Consider the following 19,330-nt stretch of genomic DNA (forward strand, 5'->3'; position numbering starts at 1 on the left):
TTGATATCGGACACACCGACGATCGCCGCGTCGAGCACGAATTGGCTATACACACAACGAGTCTCGGGAATTCCGGTGTATGCAGAAGGTGCATATGGGCTGGGTAGACCCGGTGGTACCGTCGGAAAAACCGTTGGGGACGGCCATGATCGCGGAAGCGGGGCGGATGATGCGGACAACCAACAACACGCGCGAATGCCCGATGTGCGGGGCTAGGATGTCCCGATTCAACACCGGCACGGCGTGCAGTAGCTGCGCGCGAGAAGAACCCGCTGTCGGCGCACCGGTGATGCCCGCCGAGTTCTGGGCCAGCGATCACATGCGCGACGCCTTGGCCTCCTGGCACATGGGCCGGGTGATCTTCGCCTTCCGCACCCACCCCATGCACAAGTCCCCGATCACCCAACTCGACGTCGCGAACTGGCTCGACATGTCCCAGGCGACCCTGAGCCGGATCGAGTCCCGCGAAGCTCCCGAAAAGATGTCCAAGCTGGTCCAATGGGCAACAGCTCTGCACATCCCCGAGGAACTGCTGTGGTTCCGGCTCCCCCGGCAGAACTCGGCAACCGAGGTCGACCGTCGACAGCTGCTCGTCCTCGCGGCAGCGGCCGTCGCCTCGGCCACCACCGAGGACATCCTCCCGAGCAGCAGCTCGGCCACCGACGACTTCGATGCCTCGGTGCCCGCCATCGAAACAGCATTCTGGGCAGCAGGCAACGTCGGAAGCGATCAGCCAGTCCGCGAGATCGGCCAACTCGTCGCGCTCGCCCGACGTATCACGAAACTCCAAATGGCCTGCGAGTACGCTAAACTCGGACCCTTGCTGGCACCGGCGATCACCGATCTGTACCGCCAAGCCCAAGGCGGGAAGCCCCGAGACCGCCGTGCCGCGTGGGATGCGCTGACCCAGGTCGCTTCCGAGACTTCAGTGGCACTGCGCGCACGCGGTTATTTCGCCGTCGCCTGGTCAGCCGCGCAGGCAGCCGAATCCGCTGCCAAACGCATCGACAGCCGACAAGGCATCGCCTCGGGTGCCTATGTGCGCAGCCAGGTGCTCCTCGCCCGACCCGAGTCACTCAAGGCCGCCCTGGACTGCGCCGTGCACACCGCCGCCCAGGTCGGACCCGCCGCAACCACCGCACCCGAGATACAAACAGTCGGAATGCTCCACCTTCAAGCCTCTCTGGTCACCGCCACCATGGGAGCCAGCCCCCACGATCACCTCGCCCAGGCCGCCGAGTACGCGGCTCAACTCGACCGCTCGACCGTCGACGACCCCACCACGATCGTCGGCAACGTCTCCTTCGGCTCGGCCAACGTCGCGCTGTGGAACATGACCGTGGCGATGGAAGAAGGCTCCCCGGAACGAGTGCTCGATCTCGCCCACCGCCTCGACCCTCGATCGTTGCCGACCGTCGGCCGCGCCGCACAGTACTTCGTAGAAGTCGGGCGCGCCGCCGCAGCCCGCGACGACCACACCATGTCCCTGGACGCACTGTTACGGGCGGAGCGCATCGCACCTCAGCAGGTCCGCAAGATGGACACGGTGCAGGAACTGGTGGGCCACATGATGATCAGGGCCGGACGCGACCTTGTCACAGGTGACCTCGGCAAACTCGCTTCTCGGGTCGGTGCCGTGGCGCTGTAGGCGAAGACGCATCACCCATCGCCTGCCATGATGGGGGCATGGGTGAGCGCACTAGAGTTCTGTACGCGATCGTGACGGGAGCCGGTGGGGCCGGGGAAGTCGGGGAACTGGTGACACTCGCGCAGGCAGACGGTTGGGAAGTGTGTGTTCTGGCCTCCCCCAACGGCGCTCGATTCATCGACGCCGAAGCACTCGCGGCACAGACCGGGTATCCCGTTCGGTCGGAGTTCAAGGTCCCGGGCACCAAAGACCTGCTTCCGCCGCCCGACGCGGTCATCGCCGCGCCGCTGACGACAAGTTCCATGGCGAAATGGGCTGCGGGGATCGGCGATACATTGCCGCTGGCGCTGCTTGTCGAAACGGTCGGAGCCGGGCTACCAGTCGTAGCGGTTCCGCACGGACGAGCAGCCCAATTCCAGTTCCCCCCAGTGGCTGACGCACTGACCAAGCTCACCGACTGGGGCGTGCGCTTCATCCGGGTCAACGAAGGCGAACCGGTGCCGTGGGCGGCAGCCCTGAAAAGCCTCGACTGACAGAGAGGATGTAGGTGAGCGCCTCCGGCCCGGGGGTGGCGATTCCATCAGATTCGAATCATGATCATCACAACCATGCCCAGCGGACTTCGGTGCGGACTGCGATGGCCGGCACCAGGAGGTGCCCCGAGCGCGCGAGCTGGACGTTGAGTGTTTGCCGATCCAGGTGAATCGTGTCGACAGGGCCGGTGACATCGCCGGCCCGGTGAGCAGAGCCAGGGGTGCGGCGAGGATGATCGTCACGAAATAGGTCAGCAGCTGCGGGCTGTTGTATGCCACCCAGCCGTTGTCGGCGGGCCAGTCCAGAGACAGGTAATGAATCAGGACCGTCACGGCACTCGGGAAGACATCCCAGCTGGTGGGGACCACCCGACGCCATTGACCGGTGGTGAACAGCAGAACGTAGAAGACCGCGCCGTTGACCAGCCACAGCACGCTGGCGCCGAGATGCCAGCACCTGGCCAGTCCTATCGAATGCCGGATTCCGGGCAGCCCCACCTGTCGCGGCAACCGTCGATCGTAGGTCTCCCGTTGTGCCCGTTCGCGAGCATGCACGACGGTATCAGGGCTGGGGCGGATCACCCGCGCCGAGAGCAGATACTCACACCCCAACCGGAACAGCAGTGTCGGCGAATCATGTTCCATCGCCCGCGCCAGCAAGATCTCGTCCAACTCCTCGAGCTCCAGCGCACCGGCCGACCGCCAGCCCAGATACTGAGCCACCAATCGCAGATGCTCGGTGCGCGTCTGTGCCCGCTTGCCGTACGAACGGATCAGCGACACATCAATGTCCAGCTGCTGCGCCACCGCGCCACCGCCACCGCAGGCGCGGCAGCCACCTTGTCCGGCACGAACCCCAACCACGGCAGCGCGCACAACGACACCGACAAACCCAGCCGCTCCGCTGGGCCGCGCCTGCGGCCCGGTGTCAGGCCCGCAGGATTCGCGAGGTCTTCGAGAACAGTTCGGTCACCGAACTTTTCAACGGCAACGCCTAGATTGCTCGACCGCCTCCCCGGTTCACGAGGCCATACCAGTCGGAGCCGCGCGGCCCCGCGTACAGGTCCTGCATCGGGTGGGTGGCTGATTCTTGGGCGTGCCGATGAGTTCGGCGAAGACCCCGCCCGGGGTGCGGAACCGGGCGGGGTCGGGTGTCCCCCAACGAACGAGACGTCGGGTTCTTCGCCACTACCTACTTCGCCTGGACAGGAGGCTGGTTGATGGTGGAGAAGTACTGGATGGCCGCACCGATCGCGACCGGGGCGGTGACCAGCAACTGACCCGCGATGGTGCCGAGGGCGCCGATCGCGACGATGCCGCCGAGGCAGCCGATCGCGGCGGCCGGGATGAACGCGCCGAACAGGCCGATGATCGCCGCGGAGGCGACGGTCGCGCCCGCGATTCCGCCGAGCACGCAACCGACCGCGGCGCCGCCGATGCCGCCGACCAGGGTGCCGAGCGTGGCGCCCATGGTGATGGTGCTGGTCATCCGGGACCAGGCGGCCTGTTCCCGGTCGTATTCGTTCTTCCAGGGCGCCTTGTCCTCGAACGGCAGGGCGACCGGCTTGTAGGCCGCGTGCGTCATGTCGAACTGCGGGGTCAGAGTCGCGGTGTGGTCGGCGATGTCGGCCGCGATCGGGAACTCGAAGTCATCGACCCGGAACTTCAGCGGCATGCCGGCGAGCACGGTGCCATTGACGGCCTTGATCTTGAACACGCCGTCCTCGACGACCATCGAGCCGGCGTCCGTGGTGACGATGGACTGGGTGTCGGTGGCGTAGGCGGTGAAGTCGACCGCGTCCTGCGTGTCGGGCTGCGCACCGGCCGAGCCGGACGCGATCCCGACTGCGGCGACCAGACCTGCGGCCACCGCGACGATTTTCCTCATCGTTGTATACTTTCTCTTGAATTTGCATGGGAGCTCGGCGCGTGGGCGCGCGCCGTCAGTTGGTGTGGCGGAGTGAAATAGACTCCATATCCCGTCCTTCCCGATAGCCAAGCTTTTCTGCGTCGGGCATCGCGACGATCTGATCGGTGCCGCCTCCACCTGCTCGCCGATAGTGAAGCGAGGCAGCGGGCGGGGTGAGGCAACTCCGGAAAGTCGGTCGCCACGGTGTCGACGTCGGCGACGTCGAAGCGGTGTCGCTAACGGGCCCGGGGCATGCTCGGGATTCGGCGGGCAAGCAGGTGCGGGGCGCCGGCGGTGGTGGCGACGGTGTTGCGGATCGTGCCGATCTCATCGATCGTCATGGTCACTTCGTCTCCGGGTTTGAGAGGCGGCCAGTGCCTGTCCTCGCGTCCCCATTTCTCGGCCAGGCAGCCGTTGCCGCTGGTTCCGCTGCCGATGATGTCGCCGGGGCGTACCCAGGTGCCGCGGGAGGCGTAGGAGATCAGCTCGCCGAAGCTCCACGCCATATTGGTCATGCGGTCCTCGCCGAAGGGCACCCCGTTGACCGCCACGCGCATACCGAGGTCGAACGCGGTACCGGAGCGGAAGGGTGCCAGTTCATCCGGGGTCACCAGGGCGGGGCCGAGGGTGATGGCGCTGTCCTTGCCCTTGGCCGGGCCGAGGCCGAACTGCATCTCACGGAACTGCAGGTCGCGTGCGGACCAGTCGTTCATGACCATGTATCCGGCGATGTGCCGTTCGGCCTGGTCGGGGGTCAGGTCGGTGCCGGCGCGGCCGACGACAGCGGCGGCCTCCAACTCGAAGTCGAACGCGGCGCACCCTGGTGGAATCGGGACCTCTCGGTCGGAGCCCACCACCGAATGCGGATTGGAGAAGTAGAACAGGGGCTGTTCGTACCAGACCGGGTTGACGCCGTCCTTGCCGACGAGCTTCGCGGTGCCTTCGACATGCTGTTCGTAGGCGATGAAGTCGCGGATGCTCGGTGGCCGCGGCAAGGGGGGCAGCAGGTTGGTCTCGCCCACGGCGAGTACCTCGTAGGGGTCGCGACGGGCCGACTGACCCGCTGCGTGGAGTCGCTCGCCGTCGTCGCCGAGCAGGCTGAGCAGGTCGATGCCGGGGGCCAGCCCGTACAGGGTGTCGCCGTCGAGCAGGCCCACCCGGTCGTCGCCCAGGCCGTTGTCGTATGTCACAAAGCGCATGTCAGTCCTGTCGTGAGTTTTACGCGACGCAGCGGAGCGGACGGCCGCCGTTGTAGGCGATCGCGTCCGCGAACGCCTCGCGGGGGTCGACGTCACCGTCGCCGGACAGATCGGCGTAGGCGCGGTGCAGGTTGAGCACGATGCGTTCCGGGTCGAGGAGATCGGTGAATTCGCCGAGGTCGAGTTCCCGCGCCGCCTCCAGGGGCGTCAGTCCGCGGGCGCGGGCCTGCTCGGCCGACCGCAGCACGAAGCGGTAATAGCGCTCGTGCAGGTCGAGGATGTCCGGGCCGGTGGGGATGCCGTGGCCGGGAACCAGAGTCTCGGCGGGAAAGCCGCGCAGGAACTTCAGAGCCTCGAGCGATCCGGTGACCGAGCCCTGCAGCATCAGCGGCGTGCCACCGTTGAAGACCAGGTCGCCGGTGAACAGGACGCGCTGCTCGGGCAGCCAGCACACGATGTCTCCCTTGGTGTGCGCGGGCGTTCCGGGGTGAATCAGTTCCATCCGCAGCTCGTCCAGGTACAGGGTGAGGCTGTCGGAGAACGTCACTGACGGTGGGTCGAGCGGGAGATCACCCCAGTCGGGTGCGGGCGACCACAGTGCGTCGGCGTGCTCGCGCGCCCGGTCGTCGAGCGCTTCCGTGCGGCAGTTCTCGTGGCCGATGACCACGGCGTCGAACAGCGCGTTGCCGTAAGTATGGTCGCCATGATGGTGGGTGTTCACCAGCCGTGTCACCGGCAGATCGGCGACCCCGGCGATGGCATCCCGGAATCGTTCCGTGCGCCTGAGCGTGGAGCACGAGTCGATCGCGACGATGTCGCGGCGCCCTACAACGAAACCCGTAGTGTTGACCCACCAGCTGCCATCGTCCTGCGGATAGGCATACACGCGGTCGGCAACCTCGATGGGCTTATCCATGGGAACCTCCTAGAGTCTGTATTAGAAGTTGATCTCGGTCTGAGATGGTCTCCGTGTCGGACGTGGTGACCTGACGAGCGACGGCGTCGGCCTGGGCCTGCAACCCGGCCGGAATGCGCTGCCGGTGGCGCTGCCAACGGCGGAGCAGCCCGTACACCGTCTTCCACGGGCCGTATCGGGTCGGCGGATCGCGCCACGGGACACCCCGGGCGGGGTAGAGGTCGAGCCGGCCGATCACGGGATCGGCCGGTCGCGCGGAAGGTTGAGTACCAAGCTGCACCTCGCCACCGGACCAGGCCGAGAGCCGTTGGCCGTTGCCGCGTGTGGTCACCGCAGGGCAGCGGGCTGACTCGCCGAATTTTCAGGTGGTGCTGGAGCGGATCCGGATCGCGCGGTCCGGGCATGGCCGCACCCGGCCGGACCGCTGCCCGGCGGACAAAGCCTAGAGTTCTCCAGTGAACCGGGCCTAGCTGCGGCAACAGTGCATCCCGTGCACGATCCCGGAGAAAGCCGACCAGGTGCGCAACCCCAGAAATAGGGCCCGCACGGGTGGTCGGCCACCTACATTCGATCCGGCGGTCTACCAGCGGCACCACGACATCGAGTGCGGCATGAACCGGCTCGACCGTCGCCGTGCCGTCAGTGAGGTCCTCCCACCATCCTGCGCCAGTACGTCTGGAGGTCCAGGTAGCCCGCGGGGAGGATCGCGGCGTCGGCCGGACGGTCAGTCTGGGTGACGGCGTGGTGCAGCAAGCCGTACCAGGCGTCCTCGACGTCCCGGCGGAGTACGGCCTCGATGATGTGGATGTGGACCTCGGCGCGGTCGGTGAGGTAGGCGGCGGGGTCCTCGTCGGCGGGCAGTTGCACGCTCGGCGCGTGCTGCCCTCCGGCGGCCTGGTCGGCGATGGCCCGCACGTTGCGGACGACCGACATGAGGATGTCGTCATGTGTGGCCGCCAGCAGCGCGTCGTGCGCGGCCTCGTGCGCGGCGAAGTACTTCTGCGGGTCGCCGCCGACCTTCCGCAGCCGTCGGCACACCGCGCGCAACACCTTGCGATCCTGCGCGGTCTGCCCGTGCACCGCCGCGGCCACGATCTGCGGCTGCAGGCCCAAGTACACCCCGAGCGCCTGGCCTGCCCGCTTGGCGTCCGTACCCGACGCGAGCAACTGCCAACGGGCCCGGCCCAGACTGACCGCGCCCGGCTGCCCAGCGACCCGAAGGCCGCCCTTCACCCCCGGTCGCACCTCCACCGTTCCACGGTCGACCAGCAGACGCAGCGCGCTGTCCACGGTGGCCGGACTCACCCCGAACTGGTCGCGCAGTTCGGACTTGGTGCCCAGGAACGCGCCGGGCTCGAGCTTGTCCTCTTGGATGCGTGTCGCCAGGGCGTCCGCCACTCGTTCGGCCTTCGATCGGCTGTCCAGAACGACGTTGCCCGGGTTCGGCCGGGCGTGCGGATCGGTCACGTTGCGATGGCTCCTGTCGGCTCGGTTGCGGCCGTGCCAGCGTGCGGCCGTTCACTTGATCAGTCCGGACGTGACGACGTCCTGCACCGGACCGCGGGTCTGCCAGCTCGACCCGTCGAACTCCATCACCTGGTAGCGGTAGACCAGCCGCCCGCCGGGACCCGCGTTCAGGGTGGCACCGATCAGACCGGGCGCCGGGACGCCTTTCGTCGCGTTCCAGGCCGCATTGTAGCCGTCGGCGTCCTGGGTCTTGGCGTTCTTCATGGTGGCGACCAGAGCCGCGGCACCCGCGAAGCCGTTGAGCACCAGCATGTCGCCGGCATCGACGCCGGAGGCGGCGACGTCGTTCTTGTACGCCTGGATGCCAGGGTCGTTCGCCCAGCCCGGGTCGGCCGGGTCGGCCAGCCACAGCGCTGCGTGCAGGCCCGCCGAGATCTTGGGGGTCAGCGGGTCGAGCAGACTGGTGTGGTTGACCGTGATCGAGTAGACGAAGGTCTTCGGCCGGTAGCCGATCTGGGCCATATATTGCAGTGTCGGCACCATCTGCGGCGCGCCCAGCGCCAGGTACAGCACGTCAACCCCCGCCGACTTCAGCTGCGCCACCTGGGCGGTGTTGTCCTGCTGGTTGGGCGGCACCTTCAGGAAGACCTCCGGGGTGATCCCGCCCGACTTGAACCCGGCCTCGGCGGCGTCGGCCAGGTCGTTGTTGAGCGTGAGCACGCCGACTTTGGCCTTCGGGACCTCCTTGCCGACGTACTGCGCGACGACCCCGGTCTCCGCGGTGAGGTCAGGCCACCAGGCGTGCGAATAGGGGAACTGGTCGACCTGTGAGAACTGGGTGGAACCGGACCAGGCGACATTGAACACCTTGCGCTGGTTGAGGTAGGGACGGACCACCTCGCCGGGTACCCCGAAGGTCAGGAACGCCTGGGCCTTGTCCTGGTCGACGCCGCGGCGGACGTTGGCGGCGGCGCGGCCGGGATCGTAGCCGTCGTCGTACGCCACGTACTTGATCTTGCGGCCGTTGACGCCGCCGTCGGCATTCACCTTGTCGAAGTAGGCCGCCGCGCCCTTGCTGATGGCGGCGATCGGGGCGTACGGACCCGACATGGGGAAGCTGCTCGCGACGATGATCGGATCGCTGGAGGAGGCATCGGAGGACACCGTCGAGGTCTCGTCGGTGCGTCCGCACGAGGTGGTGAAGGCGGCGGCGAGGCCGGTGGCCAGGAGGCAGGCGAGGGCGTTTCTTCGGGTAATGGTCATGACTGTGTCCTGGGAGTAGGGATGGGGCGTGCACCGGGAATCCGGAAGGCGGCCAGGCGGGTGCCCAATCCGGCGAGTCCCTGAGGGGCCGAGTAGAGGACGATGAGTAGCAGTACGGCGTACACGACCTGGGTCCAGTTGCCGGACAGGCTGTCGCCGACGGAGTCGCTGACGATTTGGGGGAGGTAGACGACGAACACAGCGCCGATCAGCGCGCCGGCCCACGACCGGATGCCCCCGACGACCGCGCCGGTCAGAAGTGCCAGCGACACGGTGAAGGTGTAGGAATCCGCCACCACCGATTGGATCGCCAGCGCGTTGAGCGCTCCACCGAGCCCGGCGATGGCGCCGCTGGCACCGAAGACCAGCAGCGACAACCTGGCCGTCGGCACGCCCGCCGTTGCCGCCATGACCGGCTGGTCGCGCAGCGCGGCCAGCGCACGGCCCGTGCGCCCTCGGCACACGGCGGCCAGCAGTGCCAGGACAGCCGCGAGGACCGCCAGCGTCACCAGGTAGAGGAACTGCGCACCCGAGAGCTGGATACCCGCTGGCGTGCGCACCGTCGGCAGCGGCATACCGGTCGAGCCACCGGTCAGGTCCTCGAAGCGGACGATCAGCGGGGGCAACAGCACGGCAAGGACCAGGGTGATGAGCGCGAGGCTGATGCCGCGGATACGGAGCGCGGGTAGTCCCGTCAGCAACCCGGCCAGGAAGCTGATCAGCGTGGCCAGCACCACCGCCAGCGGCCAGGGCAGTCCCGCCTTGACGATCAGAATGGCGGTGGCGTACGCGCCCACCCCGAAGAATGCGCCGTGGCCGGCGCTGACCTGTCCGCTCCACCCGGTCAGCAGCACCAGACTCGCGACGGCCATGGCCGTGGTGGTCAGACGGGCGAGCTGGAACACCTGATAGTCGTCCACGACGTACGGGACCACGACCGCCACGACGGCCACGACCGCCCAGGCCAGCGTCCTCGCTCGCGGAAGTGTCGCCAAGGCCCTCATGCGCGCACCGCCGATCCCCGGGAGAACAGCCCGTGCGGCCGCAGCAGCAGGACCAGGAAGATGACGCCGAATGGCACGGACAACGCCAGGTCACCATTCAGGCCCGGGACATATCGCGAGGCCAGCGCGGTCAGCACGCCCAGGACGATCCCGCCGACCACGGCGCCGATCCGGCTGCCGAACCCGCCGAGCGCGGCCGCCGCGAACGCCATCAGCAGCGGCGCCTGCATCATCTCCGGGTTGACCCCGGTCGCCGGCGCCGCCACGAATCCGGCGACCGCGCCGACCGCCGCGGCCAGCGCCCATCCGGCGGCGCGCATTCGGCCCGGCTGGATTCCGAGCAGGACGGCGGAGTCCGGGTTCTGTGACACCGCCTTCATCCGCAGCCCGACGTCGGAGAAGCGGAAGAACAGCCCGACCGCGGCCATCACCACCAGCACGGCCGCAGCCCCACCGAGCTGCTGCGAGGTGACCGTCACCGGGCCGACGTTCAGCGCCTGCGCGCCGAACGGGCTGGCCAGGCTGTGCGGGTCGGTGCCCCACAGGACCGTCACCAGCCCGTTGATGCCGAGCAGCAGCGCCGTCGACACGGTGACCAGCGCCAGCACCGACGCGCCCTCCACCGGGCGGATCAGCAGGCGCTCGATCACCGCGCCCAGCGCCGCCGCCCCCACGAAGACCACCGGCAGGGCTACCCACATCGGCCAGCCGAGCGCATCGAGCCACCAGGCCGAGTACGCCGCGACCGCGGCCATCTCGCCCTGTGCGAAGTTGAGGATCCCCGCCCCCTGATAGATCACCGAGATCGCCAGCGCGAGGGCCGCGTACACACAGCCTGTGCTCAGTCCGTTGACGATCTGCTGGAGCAGCTCCGTCACGTCAGAGCCTCCTTTCCCAGATAGGCCGCGCGCAGGTGCGGCGATGCCGCCACCTCCGCAGCCGGGCCTTGAAACATCACTTGTCCGGTCGACAGCACGACGGCCTGGTCGGCCACCTGCAGCGACAGCCGGGCGTTCTGCTCGGCGAGCACGATCGTCAGGCCCCAGTCCGAACGCAGGTCGTCGAACATGCGGAACAGGTCGAGGGTCGTGGACGGGGCCAGGCCGAGCGACGGCTCGTCCACCAGCAGCAACATTGGCCGGCCCAGCAGGGCCCGGGCCAGCGCCAGCATCTGCTGTTGCCCGCCGGACAGCGCGCCGGCGGGACGGTCCAGGAACTCCCGCAGGATCGGGAAGCTCGCCAGCAGCCGGTCGAGATCGGCGGTGCGCTCGGAACGGAACCGGCGGCCCCGGGCCAGCGAGCCGAGCCGCAGGTTCTCCCCGACCGACAACTCGGGAAAGGTGCCCCGGCCCTGTGGCACATGACCGACGCCCAGACGCGCCACCGCGGGAGCGTTCAGGCGAGCTACGTCCACGCCGTCCACGGCGATCCCGCCGGTGGTGCGGACGGTCCGTGAGATGCCGCGCAGCAAGGTGGTCTTGCCCGCGCCGTTGGGTCCCACGAGCGCGACGATCTCACCGGCGGCGGCCGCCAAATCGACACCGTGCAGCACCTCGACCTTGCCGTACCAGGCCCGCAGATCCGCCACCAGCAGGGTGCCGCTCATGCCGGGATCTCCTGTCCCAGGTAGGCGTCGATCACCTTCTGGTCATTGACGACCTGCGCCGGCGGTCCCTCGGCCAGCACCCGCCCGGTGTCCAGTACCACGACGTGCCCGGCCAGCTTTATCACCAGCTCCACGTCGTGCTCGACCAGCACACACGTCCCGCAGATCTCCAGGACGGCGGTGAGTAGCCCCATGGCCTCGTCGTGGTCCAGTCCGGCGGCGGGCTCGTCCAGCAGCAGCAGCGCGGGACCGGGCAGCAGCGCGCGTGCGATCTCCACACGGCGCCGATCACCGTGCGACAGCGAGCCCGCCGGAAGATCCCGCGCCGCGTCTACCCCGAACCTGTCCAGCAGTTCGACCGCCCGTTGCCGCAGCCGGTGTTCACGCTCCGGCCGCGCCATGGCCGCCGCACCGAGCATCGCGTTGTCCACGGCCGGGAGCTCGTCCACCAGGGCCGGCGTCTGGAAGGTCCGGGCCAGTCCGAAGCGCGCCCGCCGATGGGGCGCCAGCGTGCTGAGCGACACTCCGCCAAGCCTGATGTCTCCGCTGTGTCGGTAGAGCCCGGAGACGCAATTGAGCAGCGTCGACTTACCGGCACCGTTGGGCCCGATGACGGCGGTGACCCGTCCGGCAGCCGCCGAGAGGGTGACTCCGTCGAGCGCCCGGACTCCGTCGAATGACACACCGACATCGCGGATCTCCAGCGATAGGGCCTCTGCGCTGGGGGTCATGGAACACCTCGCCTTTGGGGTTTTGGAAAACGTGAGCGCCATCACAGCACGGCAAAACCACCTAGGTCAATATATTGAATTGTGTAAATCGACGGTCTATCGTCGTCACCCCCGGGCGAGCGCGGAACCCGCATGCGGCGGGTCCCGACCAGCCGACGCCACCGACATCCGCGGCCGAGACGACCTGCCCAGCACTGCCACGGCACTCGGTTGAGTTCGAGCCGGTGGATCTGCTCCGTGGTGCTGGATCGTGTTGTGGTGGAGTTGGATTCGCTGATGGCGAGGATCGAGGGCCGGTGCGCGTCGCGTCCTCCGGATCACTGCCGCCGCAGCGCCGACCAGGCTATGCCGAGAGCGGTCCGGAATGCCTCGACCTGTCCGGCGGGCAACGCGGCTGCCATCCGCTCCTCGATGGTGTCCGCGGCCGCAGCGTAGTCGCGCAGCAGCCCGCGCCCGGACTCCGTAATGTAAACCAGCAGTTCCCTTTTGCTGTCGGGGTTCGGAGTGCGGTGAATCAGTTCGCGCTGTTCGAGGGCGCGCACCATGTCCGCCATCGACTGTGGCGTCACGAAGGAGTCGCGCGCGAGTTGCGCGGCGGAGATTCCGTCCCGGTGTGCCAACACCGTGAGCGCCGTGTATTGCAGTGTCGTTATGCCGGATCCGCGCAGCATCTCGTCCAGGTGCGACCGAATCGCCAGTTCCAGCCGCTTCACGGAGTAGAGCAGCGACGGCGTCGACTTCGGGGAAGTGCTGGTCATTGCCGCCATCCATCTTTCCTATTGACAGGAAACCTGATAGTAGCTCAGAATCCATACCATCAGGTTTCCTGTCAATTTAGGAGTGCGATGTGAGCAGCGCCGAGACCGGGCTTCCAAGCACAATCCGACTCGAGATCGACGGCGACATCGCCGTTGTGACGCTGCGGCGGGTCGAAAAGCGCAATGCCCTCGACGATGCAACGATCCTCGCGCTGGGGCGGGTCTTCGCCGAGCCGCCACCCACCGCGAAAGTCATCGTGCTGGCCGCCGACGGTGATCACTTCTCGGCGGGACTCGACCTGTCCGAATTGAGCGAACGCGACGCGGTCGCCGGGCTGCGCCACTCTCGGATGTGGCACGCCGCCTTGGCTCGGATCGAATCCTGCGAGCTCCCGGTGATCGCCGTACTCAAGGGCGCGGTGATCGGTGGGGGTCTCGAACTCGCGGCGGCGGCTCATCTGCGCGTCGCCGAGGACTCGGCCTATTTCGCCCTGCCGGAGGGGCAGCGCGGCCTGTTCGTCGGTGGCGGAGCGTCGGTGCGGGTGCCCAGGCTGATCGGTGCGCACCGGATGATCGACATGATGCTGACCGGACGGGTGCTGAGCGCCGAGGACGGTGAACGCGTCGGGCTCGCGCACTACCGCACCCCCGAACACCAGGGGCTGACTCTAGCGCGCGACCTGGCCGCCAGGATCGCCGAGAACTCACCGATCACGAATTACGCGGTCCTGCAAGCTCTTCCGCGTATCGCGGAAGCTCCGCCGGAAACGGGACTGCTGCTGGAATCGCTCATGGCTGCGGTGGCGCAGAGCAGCTCCGAGGCCAAAGACCGTATGAATGCCTTCCTCGCCGGCCGGGCCGGCAAGGTGACCGTTACTCAGGGGCACTGAATGACCAACGAACTCACCATGCCCGCGGCGCAGCCCGAACTCCTCTACCTGCCCGATCCGACGGGCGCCGAGCGGGCCCGGGTCCGGGACTTCATGCGCTGGCTCGAGGCGGAGCACGGAGTCGAGCTCACGTCCTGGAGCGATCTTCGATCCTGGTCGGTGCGGGAGCTGCCGGAGTTCTGGGAATCGGTCTGGCAGTACTTCGCCATCAAGGCCCACAGCCCGTATCGGGCCGTGCTGGAACCGCCCACCATGCCCGGATCCCGCTGGTTCACCGGCGCGACCCTCAACTATGCCGAGCACTGTTTCGGCGAGCCCGAGGACGCTGATCGCATCGCGGTGATCGGCTACTCCCAAACACGAGAACCGGTGCAGCTCACCTTCGCTCAGCTCGCCGAGCAAGTACGCCGGATTCGCGCGGGGCTGCGTCGACTCGGCGTCCGGCGGGGCGACCGGGTCGTGGCCTACCTGCCCAATTGCCCCGAGACGCTGGTCGCGTTCCTGGCGACCGCCAGCCTCGGTGCCGTGTGGGCCTGCTGTGCACCGGAATTCGGCGCGCACAGTGTGATCGATCGCTTCGGCCAGGTGGAGCCGAAGGTTCTGCTTACGGTGGGCGGCTACAGCTACGGGACCAAGACAGTCGAACGGCGCGCCGAGGTCGCCGAAATCCGCAGCGGCATCCCCTCACTCGAGCACGTGGTGCACATTCCCTATGGCCCTTACGACCTCGCCGATACCGTCGCCTGGTCGGATCTGTCCGTCGACACCGAAGAACCACTCGATTTCGAACCGGTGGAGTTCGACCATCCGCTGTACGTGTTGTTCTCTTCGGGTACCACCGGAAAGCCCAAGGCCATCGTGCACGGGCATGGCGGAATCTTGTTGGAGCACTTGAAGAATCATGCGTTCCACTGGGATCTGGGCCCGGGCGATCGGCTGCTGTGGTTCACCACCACCGCTTGGATGATGTGGAACTGCCTGGTCTCGGCACTGCTGGTCCGCTCGTCGCTGGTCATGATCGACGGGAATCCGCTGTATCCCGACCTGCGGGAACAGTGGCGACTAGCGGAACGGACCGGCGCGACCCTGATGGGCGCGAGTCCGGGCTACCTGATGGCCTGCCGCAGAGAAAGCATCGATCCCGCTACTGAATTCGACCTGTCGCGGCTGCGCCAGCTCGGCGTCGCGGGCAGCCCGTTCCCGGCCGAAGGCTTCCATTGGGTGGCCCAGCAGTTCGGCAACCGGGTCTTGCTCAATGTCGGCAGCGGCGGCACCGACGTGTGCACCGGGTTGGTACAGGGATCCCCGCTCCAGCCGGTCTGGGTGGGCGAGATGTCGGGCGCGAGCCTCGGCGTGGATGTGTGTGCGTTCGATGAGAGCGGCGCCGCGGTGGTCGGCGAACTCGGTGAGCTGGTCATCCGCGCGCCGATGCCGTCCATGCCCGTGGGATTCTGGGGCGATGCGGACGGAAGCCGTTTGCGGGCTGCCTATTTCGACGACTACCCGCACGCTTTCCGGTTCGGCGACTGGTGCCGCTTCTCCCCCGTCGGATCCTGCGCGATCACCGGACGATCGGATGCCACGCTCAATCGCGGGGGCGTGCGGCTGGGGACCGCTGAGTTCTACACCGCGCTGGAGTCCGCCGCCGATATCGCCGACAGTGTGGTCATCCACCTCGAAGATCCACAGGGCGGGCTGGGTGAGCTGATCCTGTTCGTCGTCCTTCGAGAGGGTCGACAACTCGACGAGCCGCTGCGGCGCGCACTCGTCACCCGGCTGCGCACGAGCTTGTCACCACGGCACATCCCCGACGAGGTCGTGGCCATGCCGAGCGTTCCTTATAACCGCACGGGCAAGAAACTCGAGGTTCCCGTCAAGAAGATCCTGCGGGGCGCGGATATCCGGGCCGTCGCGGCACCTGACGCACTGCTGGACCCGAGCTCGCTCGACGCCTATGTCGACTACGCTCGCCGCCGGACGGAGGGCTCGCGATGAACGGCCCTCTCGACCGGGTGGCGGTCATCGGCACCGGGGTGATCGGTGCGGGATGGGCAGCGCTTTTCCTGGCTCGCGGACTCGACGTGACGGCGTTCGATCCGGCCCCGGGGGCGGAGCAACGACTCCGGGCGGCTGTGGAGAACGCCTGGCCGGTACTCACCCGGCTCGGACTCAGCGCGGGCGCGACACCGGAGCGCTTGCGGTTCACCGCGAGTGCCGCGGCAGCGGTCGCCGATGCCCAGTTCGTGCAGGAGAGCGGTCCGGAGCGCACCGACCTGAAACAGCGCCTGCTGGCCGAACTCGACCAGGCGGCGCCCGCGGATGTTCCGATCGCCAGCAGTTCCTCGGGCCTGATGCCCAGCCAACTGCAGGATATGTGCCGCGATCACCCCGAACGCGTCTTGGTCGGACATCCGTTCCATCCCGCGTATCTCATCCCGCTCGTCGAGGTCGTTCCGGGACAACGGACCGAACCAGCGATCGTCGACACTGCCATGGCCTGCTACGCGGCCGTCGGCAAGCGACCGATCCTGGTGCACAAGGAGGTTCCCGGCCACCTTGCCAACCGATTGCAGGCGGCGCTGTGGCGCGAAGCGTATTCCCTGGTCGAGCGCGGCGTGGCCGACGTCGCCGATATCGATGCGGCCATCGCGCACGGACCGGGCCTGCGCTGGGCGCTGCTCGGCCCCCTCGTCAATCAGCATTTGTCCGGCGGGCCCGGCGGAATGGCCCACGTCCTCGAACATCTCGGACCGCCCGCACAGGCGTGGATGGACGATCTGGGTGCGCCGCAGCTGACGCCGGAGCTGGCCGCGCGGCTGGTCTGCGGCGTCGACGACGAGCTCGCCGAGATCGATCAGGAATCGATGGTCGCCCAGCGCGACGAACTGCTCGTCGAGCTACTCGAGCGCAAGCGTCGGCACACCGCGCTGCCCTGACCCGCATCGAATCTCCCACTCGCCCCGAAAGACATGATGACGACTCGCTTCGCACCTCGTATCGACCCGGACGCCATCGTCGCGCTGGATATGCATACCCACGTCGAGGCCGACTGCCACGGCCACTTCGCGCTGGATGCCGAATTGCTGGACGCCTCGGCGAAGTACTTCAAGGCCGGCGTGGACCGCACGCCCACCGTCGAGCGGCTGGCGGCCTACTACCGGGAACGGAACATGGCGGCGGTGGTCTTCACCGTCGACGCCTCGACCGGTCTCGGTCATCCGGGACTGTCCAGCGAGGACATCGCCGCGCAGGCGTGTGAGCACGCGGACGTGTTGATTCCGTTCGGGTCGGTCGACCCGTTGCGCGGCGCGTCCGCGGTGCGGCAAGCCCGCCGACTGGTCGAGCAGTACGGCGTCCTGGGCTTCAAATTCCATCCGAGTCTGCAACGTTTCGCGCCCAACGACCCTGTCTACTACCCACTCTGGGCCACACTCGAAGAGCTGGGCGTGATTGCCTTGTTCCACACCGGGCAGACCGGCATCGGCGCGGGCCTGCCGGGTGGGCGGGGCATCAAACTGCGCTACTCCGACCCCCTACTGCTCGACGACGTCGCCGCGGACTTCCCCGGCCTCACCATCGTGATGGCCCATCCGTCGGTGCCCTGGGTGGACACCTCGATCTCGATCGCGACCCATAAGGCCAACGTCTACATCGACCTGTCCGGTTGGTCACCGAAGTACTTCCCGCCGCAGCTGGTCCGTCAGGCGAATTCCCTACTGCGGCACAAAGTCCTGTTCGGCTCCGACTATCCGGTGCTGACCCCGGATCGCTGGCTGAGCGACTTCGGCCAACTGGAGTTCTCCGACGAGAACCGTCCTCTGCTGCTCAAGGAGAACGCGGTGCGACTGCTCGGCTTGCGCGGCGTGGCGCGATGATCCGCCGCGACATGCCCTCGTTCGGGCTCGGTGCGGACCACCTGGCACTGCGCGAGCTCGCCCGTGCCGTCGCGACCGAGCGCATCGCACCCCATGCCGCGAAAGTGGATGAGCACGAAGAGTTTCCGCACGACTCGCTGCGCGCCCTGGTCGCGGCGGGACTGCATGCGATCGGGATCCCCGAGGGATACGGCGGGCAGGGCGGCGATCATCTCGCCTCCGTGGTGGTGGCCGAGGAAATCGCGCGCGTGTGCGGCAGCACCCAACAGGTCGCGGGAGCCAATGAGCTGTTCAGCCTGCCGCTACTGCTGGCCGGGTCCGAAGCGCTGAAACGCCGCTACCTCCCGCGCATTGCGAGCGGCGAGTGGCTCGGCGCGTTCGCGTTGTCCGAGCCGGACGCCGGGAGCGATGTCGCGGCCATCGCCGCACGGGCGGCGAAGACCGACGACGGCTGGCTGCTGCGCGGCACGAAGCGGTGGATCACCAACGCGGGCCACGCCGACGCATACGTTCTCTTCGCTTCCACCGACCGGTCCGCGGGTAGGCGCGGTATCTCGGCCTTCGTCATCGAGGCCGGCGACGCGGGCCTCTCGTTCGGGGCACCCGAACGCAAGATGGGTATGAGGGGCTCCCCCACCCGCGAGATCTTCCTCGATGACGTCCGCGTGCCCGATGATCGGATGATCGGCACGCCGGGCGACGGCATGAAGATCGCCTTGAAGACCCTGGATCGCACCAGAACGACAGTGGCGGCCCAGGCGGTCGGTATCGCGCAGGGCGCTCTCGACGTTGCCGTCGGATATCTCGGCGAACGACGGCAGTTCGGCAAACCCCTTGCCGATTTCCAGGGTTTGCAATTCATGGTGGCCGATATGGAGATTCGAGTGCGAGCAGCACGGGCCTCGACCTACGCGGCTGCCCGCGAACTGGACACCGGTGGGCCGGACATCACCGTCGCCGGGGCTGTGGCGAAATGCCTCGCGTCCGATGCGGCGATGGCGGTAACCACCGACGCAGTCCAGTTGCTGGGCGGTGCGGGGTACGTCAAGGACTTTCCGGTTGAGCGAATGATGCGCGACGCCAAGATAACTCAAATCTACGAGGGCACCAATCAGATCCAGCGAGTCGTGATCGCCCGATCATTGCTGGAGACGACCATTTGATCGTTCCCTTATGTACCCGTGGAATGACAAAGATCGCGGGATGGGCCGCCTACGACCAGGAAAAACATGGGCGGGCGCAGCGATACTCGATCCAAGCGCTGCGGTTGGCCTGCGCTCTGGTGGTGATCCTGGTCTGGGTGAGGAGATTCTGGCGGCGATGAGCCACCAGGCTTCCTTCGTCGGTCGACCCGGGCGATGCTGTTGCTCGGGCACGCGCCGCCCAGCGCATCCATCACGGCGGCCGAATGCGCCTTATCGAAAGCGGAATCGTCCGATCGACCGGAGTGACTGACCGATTTCGACAGCGCGTACGACTACTAACGTGGACGCGCCTTCAACTTGTCGCTACTGGCTTTTGCCCGCGCGAG

The 19,330-nt window shown here is 67.5% G+C and carries 18 protein-coding genes and 1 pseudogene; 8 read left to right on the plus strand and 11 right to left on the minus strand.

The features are described 5' to 3' along the window. Positions 1 to 217 precede the first annotated feature (217 nt). On the plus strand, positions 218 to 1,648 hold the full coding sequence (locus ACT86A_RS02560; protein WP_445090344.1) for a helix-turn-helix domain-containing protein: 1,431 nt from the start codon (positions 218 to 220) through the stop codon (positions 1,646 to 1,648). A 38-nt stretch (positions 1,649 to 1,686) separates the two neighbouring features. Continuing rightward, positions 1,687 to 2,181 carry a flavoprotein gene (locus ACT86A_RS02565; RefSeq protein WP_445090345.1) on the plus strand — a complete coding sequence of 165 codons (495 nt, stop codon included), beginning with the start codon at positions 1,687 to 1,689 and terminating at the stop codon, positions 2,179 to 2,181. A gap of 444 nt (positions 2,182 to 2,625) precedes the next feature. Here ACT86A_RS02565 and ACT86A_RS02570 read toward each other — a convergent pair. The 11 genes and pseudogenes from ACT86A_RS02570 to ACT86A_RS02620 all read right to left on the minus strand — a co-directional run. Further along, positions 2,626 to 3,113, minus strand: a pseudogene (locus tag ACT86A_RS02570) (DUF4158 domain-containing protein); the annotation flags it as partial. A gap of 260 nt (positions 3,114 to 3,373) precedes the next feature. Then, positions 3,374 to 4,069 (minus strand): DUF8020 domain-containing protein, encoded by a 696-nt coding sequence (locus ACT86A_RS02575; protein WP_445090346.1) that lies wholly within the window; start codon positions 4,067 to 4,069, stop codon positions 3,374 to 3,376. Between the two features lie 257 nt (positions 4,070 to 4,326). Continuing rightward, positions 4,327 to 5,289 carry a fumarylacetoacetate hydrolase family protein gene (locus ACT86A_RS02580; protein WP_445090347.1) on the minus strand — a complete coding sequence of 321 codons (963 nt, stop codon included), beginning with the start codon at positions 5,287 to 5,289 and terminating at the stop codon, positions 4,327 to 4,329. A gap of 19 nt (positions 5,290 to 5,308) precedes the next feature. Further along, positions 5,309 to 6,205 (minus strand): MBL fold metallo-hydrolase, encoded by an 897-nt coding sequence (locus tag ACT86A_RS02585; protein ID WP_445090348.1) that lies wholly within the window; start codon positions 6,203 to 6,205, stop codon positions 5,309 to 5,311. A gap of 639 nt (positions 6,206 to 6,844) precedes the next feature. Then, positions 6,845 to 7,672 (minus strand): FadR/GntR family transcriptional regulator, encoded by an 828-nt coding sequence (locus ACT86A_RS02590; RefSeq protein ID WP_445090349.1) that lies wholly within the window; start codon positions 7,670 to 7,672, stop codon positions 6,845 to 6,847. A 51-nt stretch (positions 7,673 to 7,723) separates the two neighbouring features. Continuing rightward, the gene (locus tag ACT86A_RS02595; RefSeq protein WP_445090350.1) at positions 7,724 to 8,935 is read right to left on the minus strand and encodes an ABC transporter substrate-binding protein; all 1,212 of its coding nucleotides are present in this window, start codon (positions 8,933 to 8,935) and stop codon (positions 7,724 to 7,726) included. Continuing rightward, entirely contained in the window at positions 8,932 to 9,939 is a 1,008-nt protein-coding gene (locus ACT86A_RS02600; RefSeq protein ID WP_445090351.1) for a branched-chain amino acid ABC transporter permease, read from the minus strand. The genes ACT86A_RS02595 and ACT86A_RS02600 overlap by 4 nt, the downstream gene beginning before the upstream one ends. Next, complete coding sequence (locus ACT86A_RS02605) at positions 9,936 to 10,817, minus strand: branched-chain amino acid ABC transporter permease (protein WP_445090352.1); 882 nt, start codon at positions 10,815 to 10,817, stop codon at positions 9,936 to 9,938. The genes ACT86A_RS02600 and ACT86A_RS02605 overlap by 4 nt, the downstream gene beginning before the upstream one ends. Further along, complete coding sequence (locus ACT86A_RS02610) at positions 10,814 to 11,545, minus strand: ABC transporter ATP-binding protein (RefSeq protein WP_445090353.1); 732 nt, start codon at positions 11,543 to 11,545, stop codon at positions 10,814 to 10,816. Before ACT86A_RS02610 ends, ACT86A_RS02605 begins: the two co-directional genes overlap by 4 nt. Next, the gene (locus ACT86A_RS02615; protein ID WP_445090354.1) at positions 11,542 to 12,276 is read right to left on the minus strand and encodes an ABC transporter ATP-binding protein; all 735 of its coding nucleotides are present in this window, start codon (positions 12,274 to 12,276) and stop codon (positions 11,542 to 11,544) included. The genes ACT86A_RS02610 and ACT86A_RS02615 overlap by 4 nt, the downstream gene beginning before the upstream one ends. Positions 12,277 to 12,593: 317 nt before the next feature. Beyond that, on the minus strand, positions 12,594 to 13,034 hold the full coding sequence (locus ACT86A_RS02620) for a MarR family winged helix-turn-helix transcriptional regulator (RefSeq protein WP_445090355.1): 441 nt from the start codon (positions 13,032 to 13,034) through the stop codon (positions 12,594 to 12,596). An 89-nt stretch (positions 13,035 to 13,123) separates the two neighbouring features. Here ACT86A_RS02620 and ACT86A_RS02625 point away from each other — a divergent pair, with 89 nt between their 5' ends. From ACT86A_RS02625 to ACT86A_RS02650, 6 genes are read left to right on the plus strand one after another with little or no spacing between them, the layout of a single operon-like run. Then, the gene (locus tag ACT86A_RS02625) at positions 13,124 to 13,924 is read left to right on the plus strand and encodes a crotonase/enoyl-CoA hydratase family protein (protein ID WP_445090356.1); all 801 of its coding nucleotides are present in this window, start codon (positions 13,124 to 13,126) and stop codon (positions 13,922 to 13,924) included. Beyond that, a complete protein-coding gene (locus tag ACT86A_RS02630) occupies positions 13,925 to 15,919 on the plus strand; it encodes an acetoacetate--CoA ligase (protein WP_445090357.1) in 1,995 nt (664 codons plus the stop codon). Further along, the gene (locus ACT86A_RS02635) at positions 15,916 to 16,860 is read left to right on the plus strand and encodes a 3-hydroxyacyl-CoA dehydrogenase NAD-binding domain-containing protein (protein ID WP_445090358.1); all 945 of its coding nucleotides are present in this window, start codon (positions 15,916 to 15,918) and stop codon (positions 16,858 to 16,860) included. Before ACT86A_RS02630 ends, ACT86A_RS02635 begins: the two co-directional genes overlap by 4 nt. Before the next feature lie 36 nt (positions 16,861 to 16,896). Then, positions 16,897 to 17,799 (plus strand): amidohydrolase family protein, encoded by a 903-nt coding sequence (locus tag ACT86A_RS02640; RefSeq protein ID WP_445090359.1) that lies wholly within the window; start codon positions 16,897 to 16,899, stop codon positions 17,797 to 17,799. 11 nt (positions 17,800 to 17,810) lie between these two features. After that, a complete protein-coding gene (locus tag ACT86A_RS02645; RefSeq protein WP_445090360.1) occupies positions 17,811 to 18,962 on the plus strand; it encodes an acyl-CoA dehydrogenase family protein in 1,152 nt (383 codons plus the stop codon). Positions 18,963 to 18,985: 23 nt separating this feature from the next. Then, positions 18,986 to 19,123 carry a hypothetical protein gene (locus ACT86A_RS02650; RefSeq protein WP_445090361.1) on the plus strand — a complete coding sequence of 46 codons (138 nt, stop codon included), beginning with the start codon at positions 18,986 to 18,988 and terminating at the stop codon, positions 19,121 to 19,123. Positions 19,124 to 19,330 lie beyond the last annotated feature (207 nt).

The sequence above is a fragment of the Nocardia glycosmidis genome, from assembly GCF_052545115.1.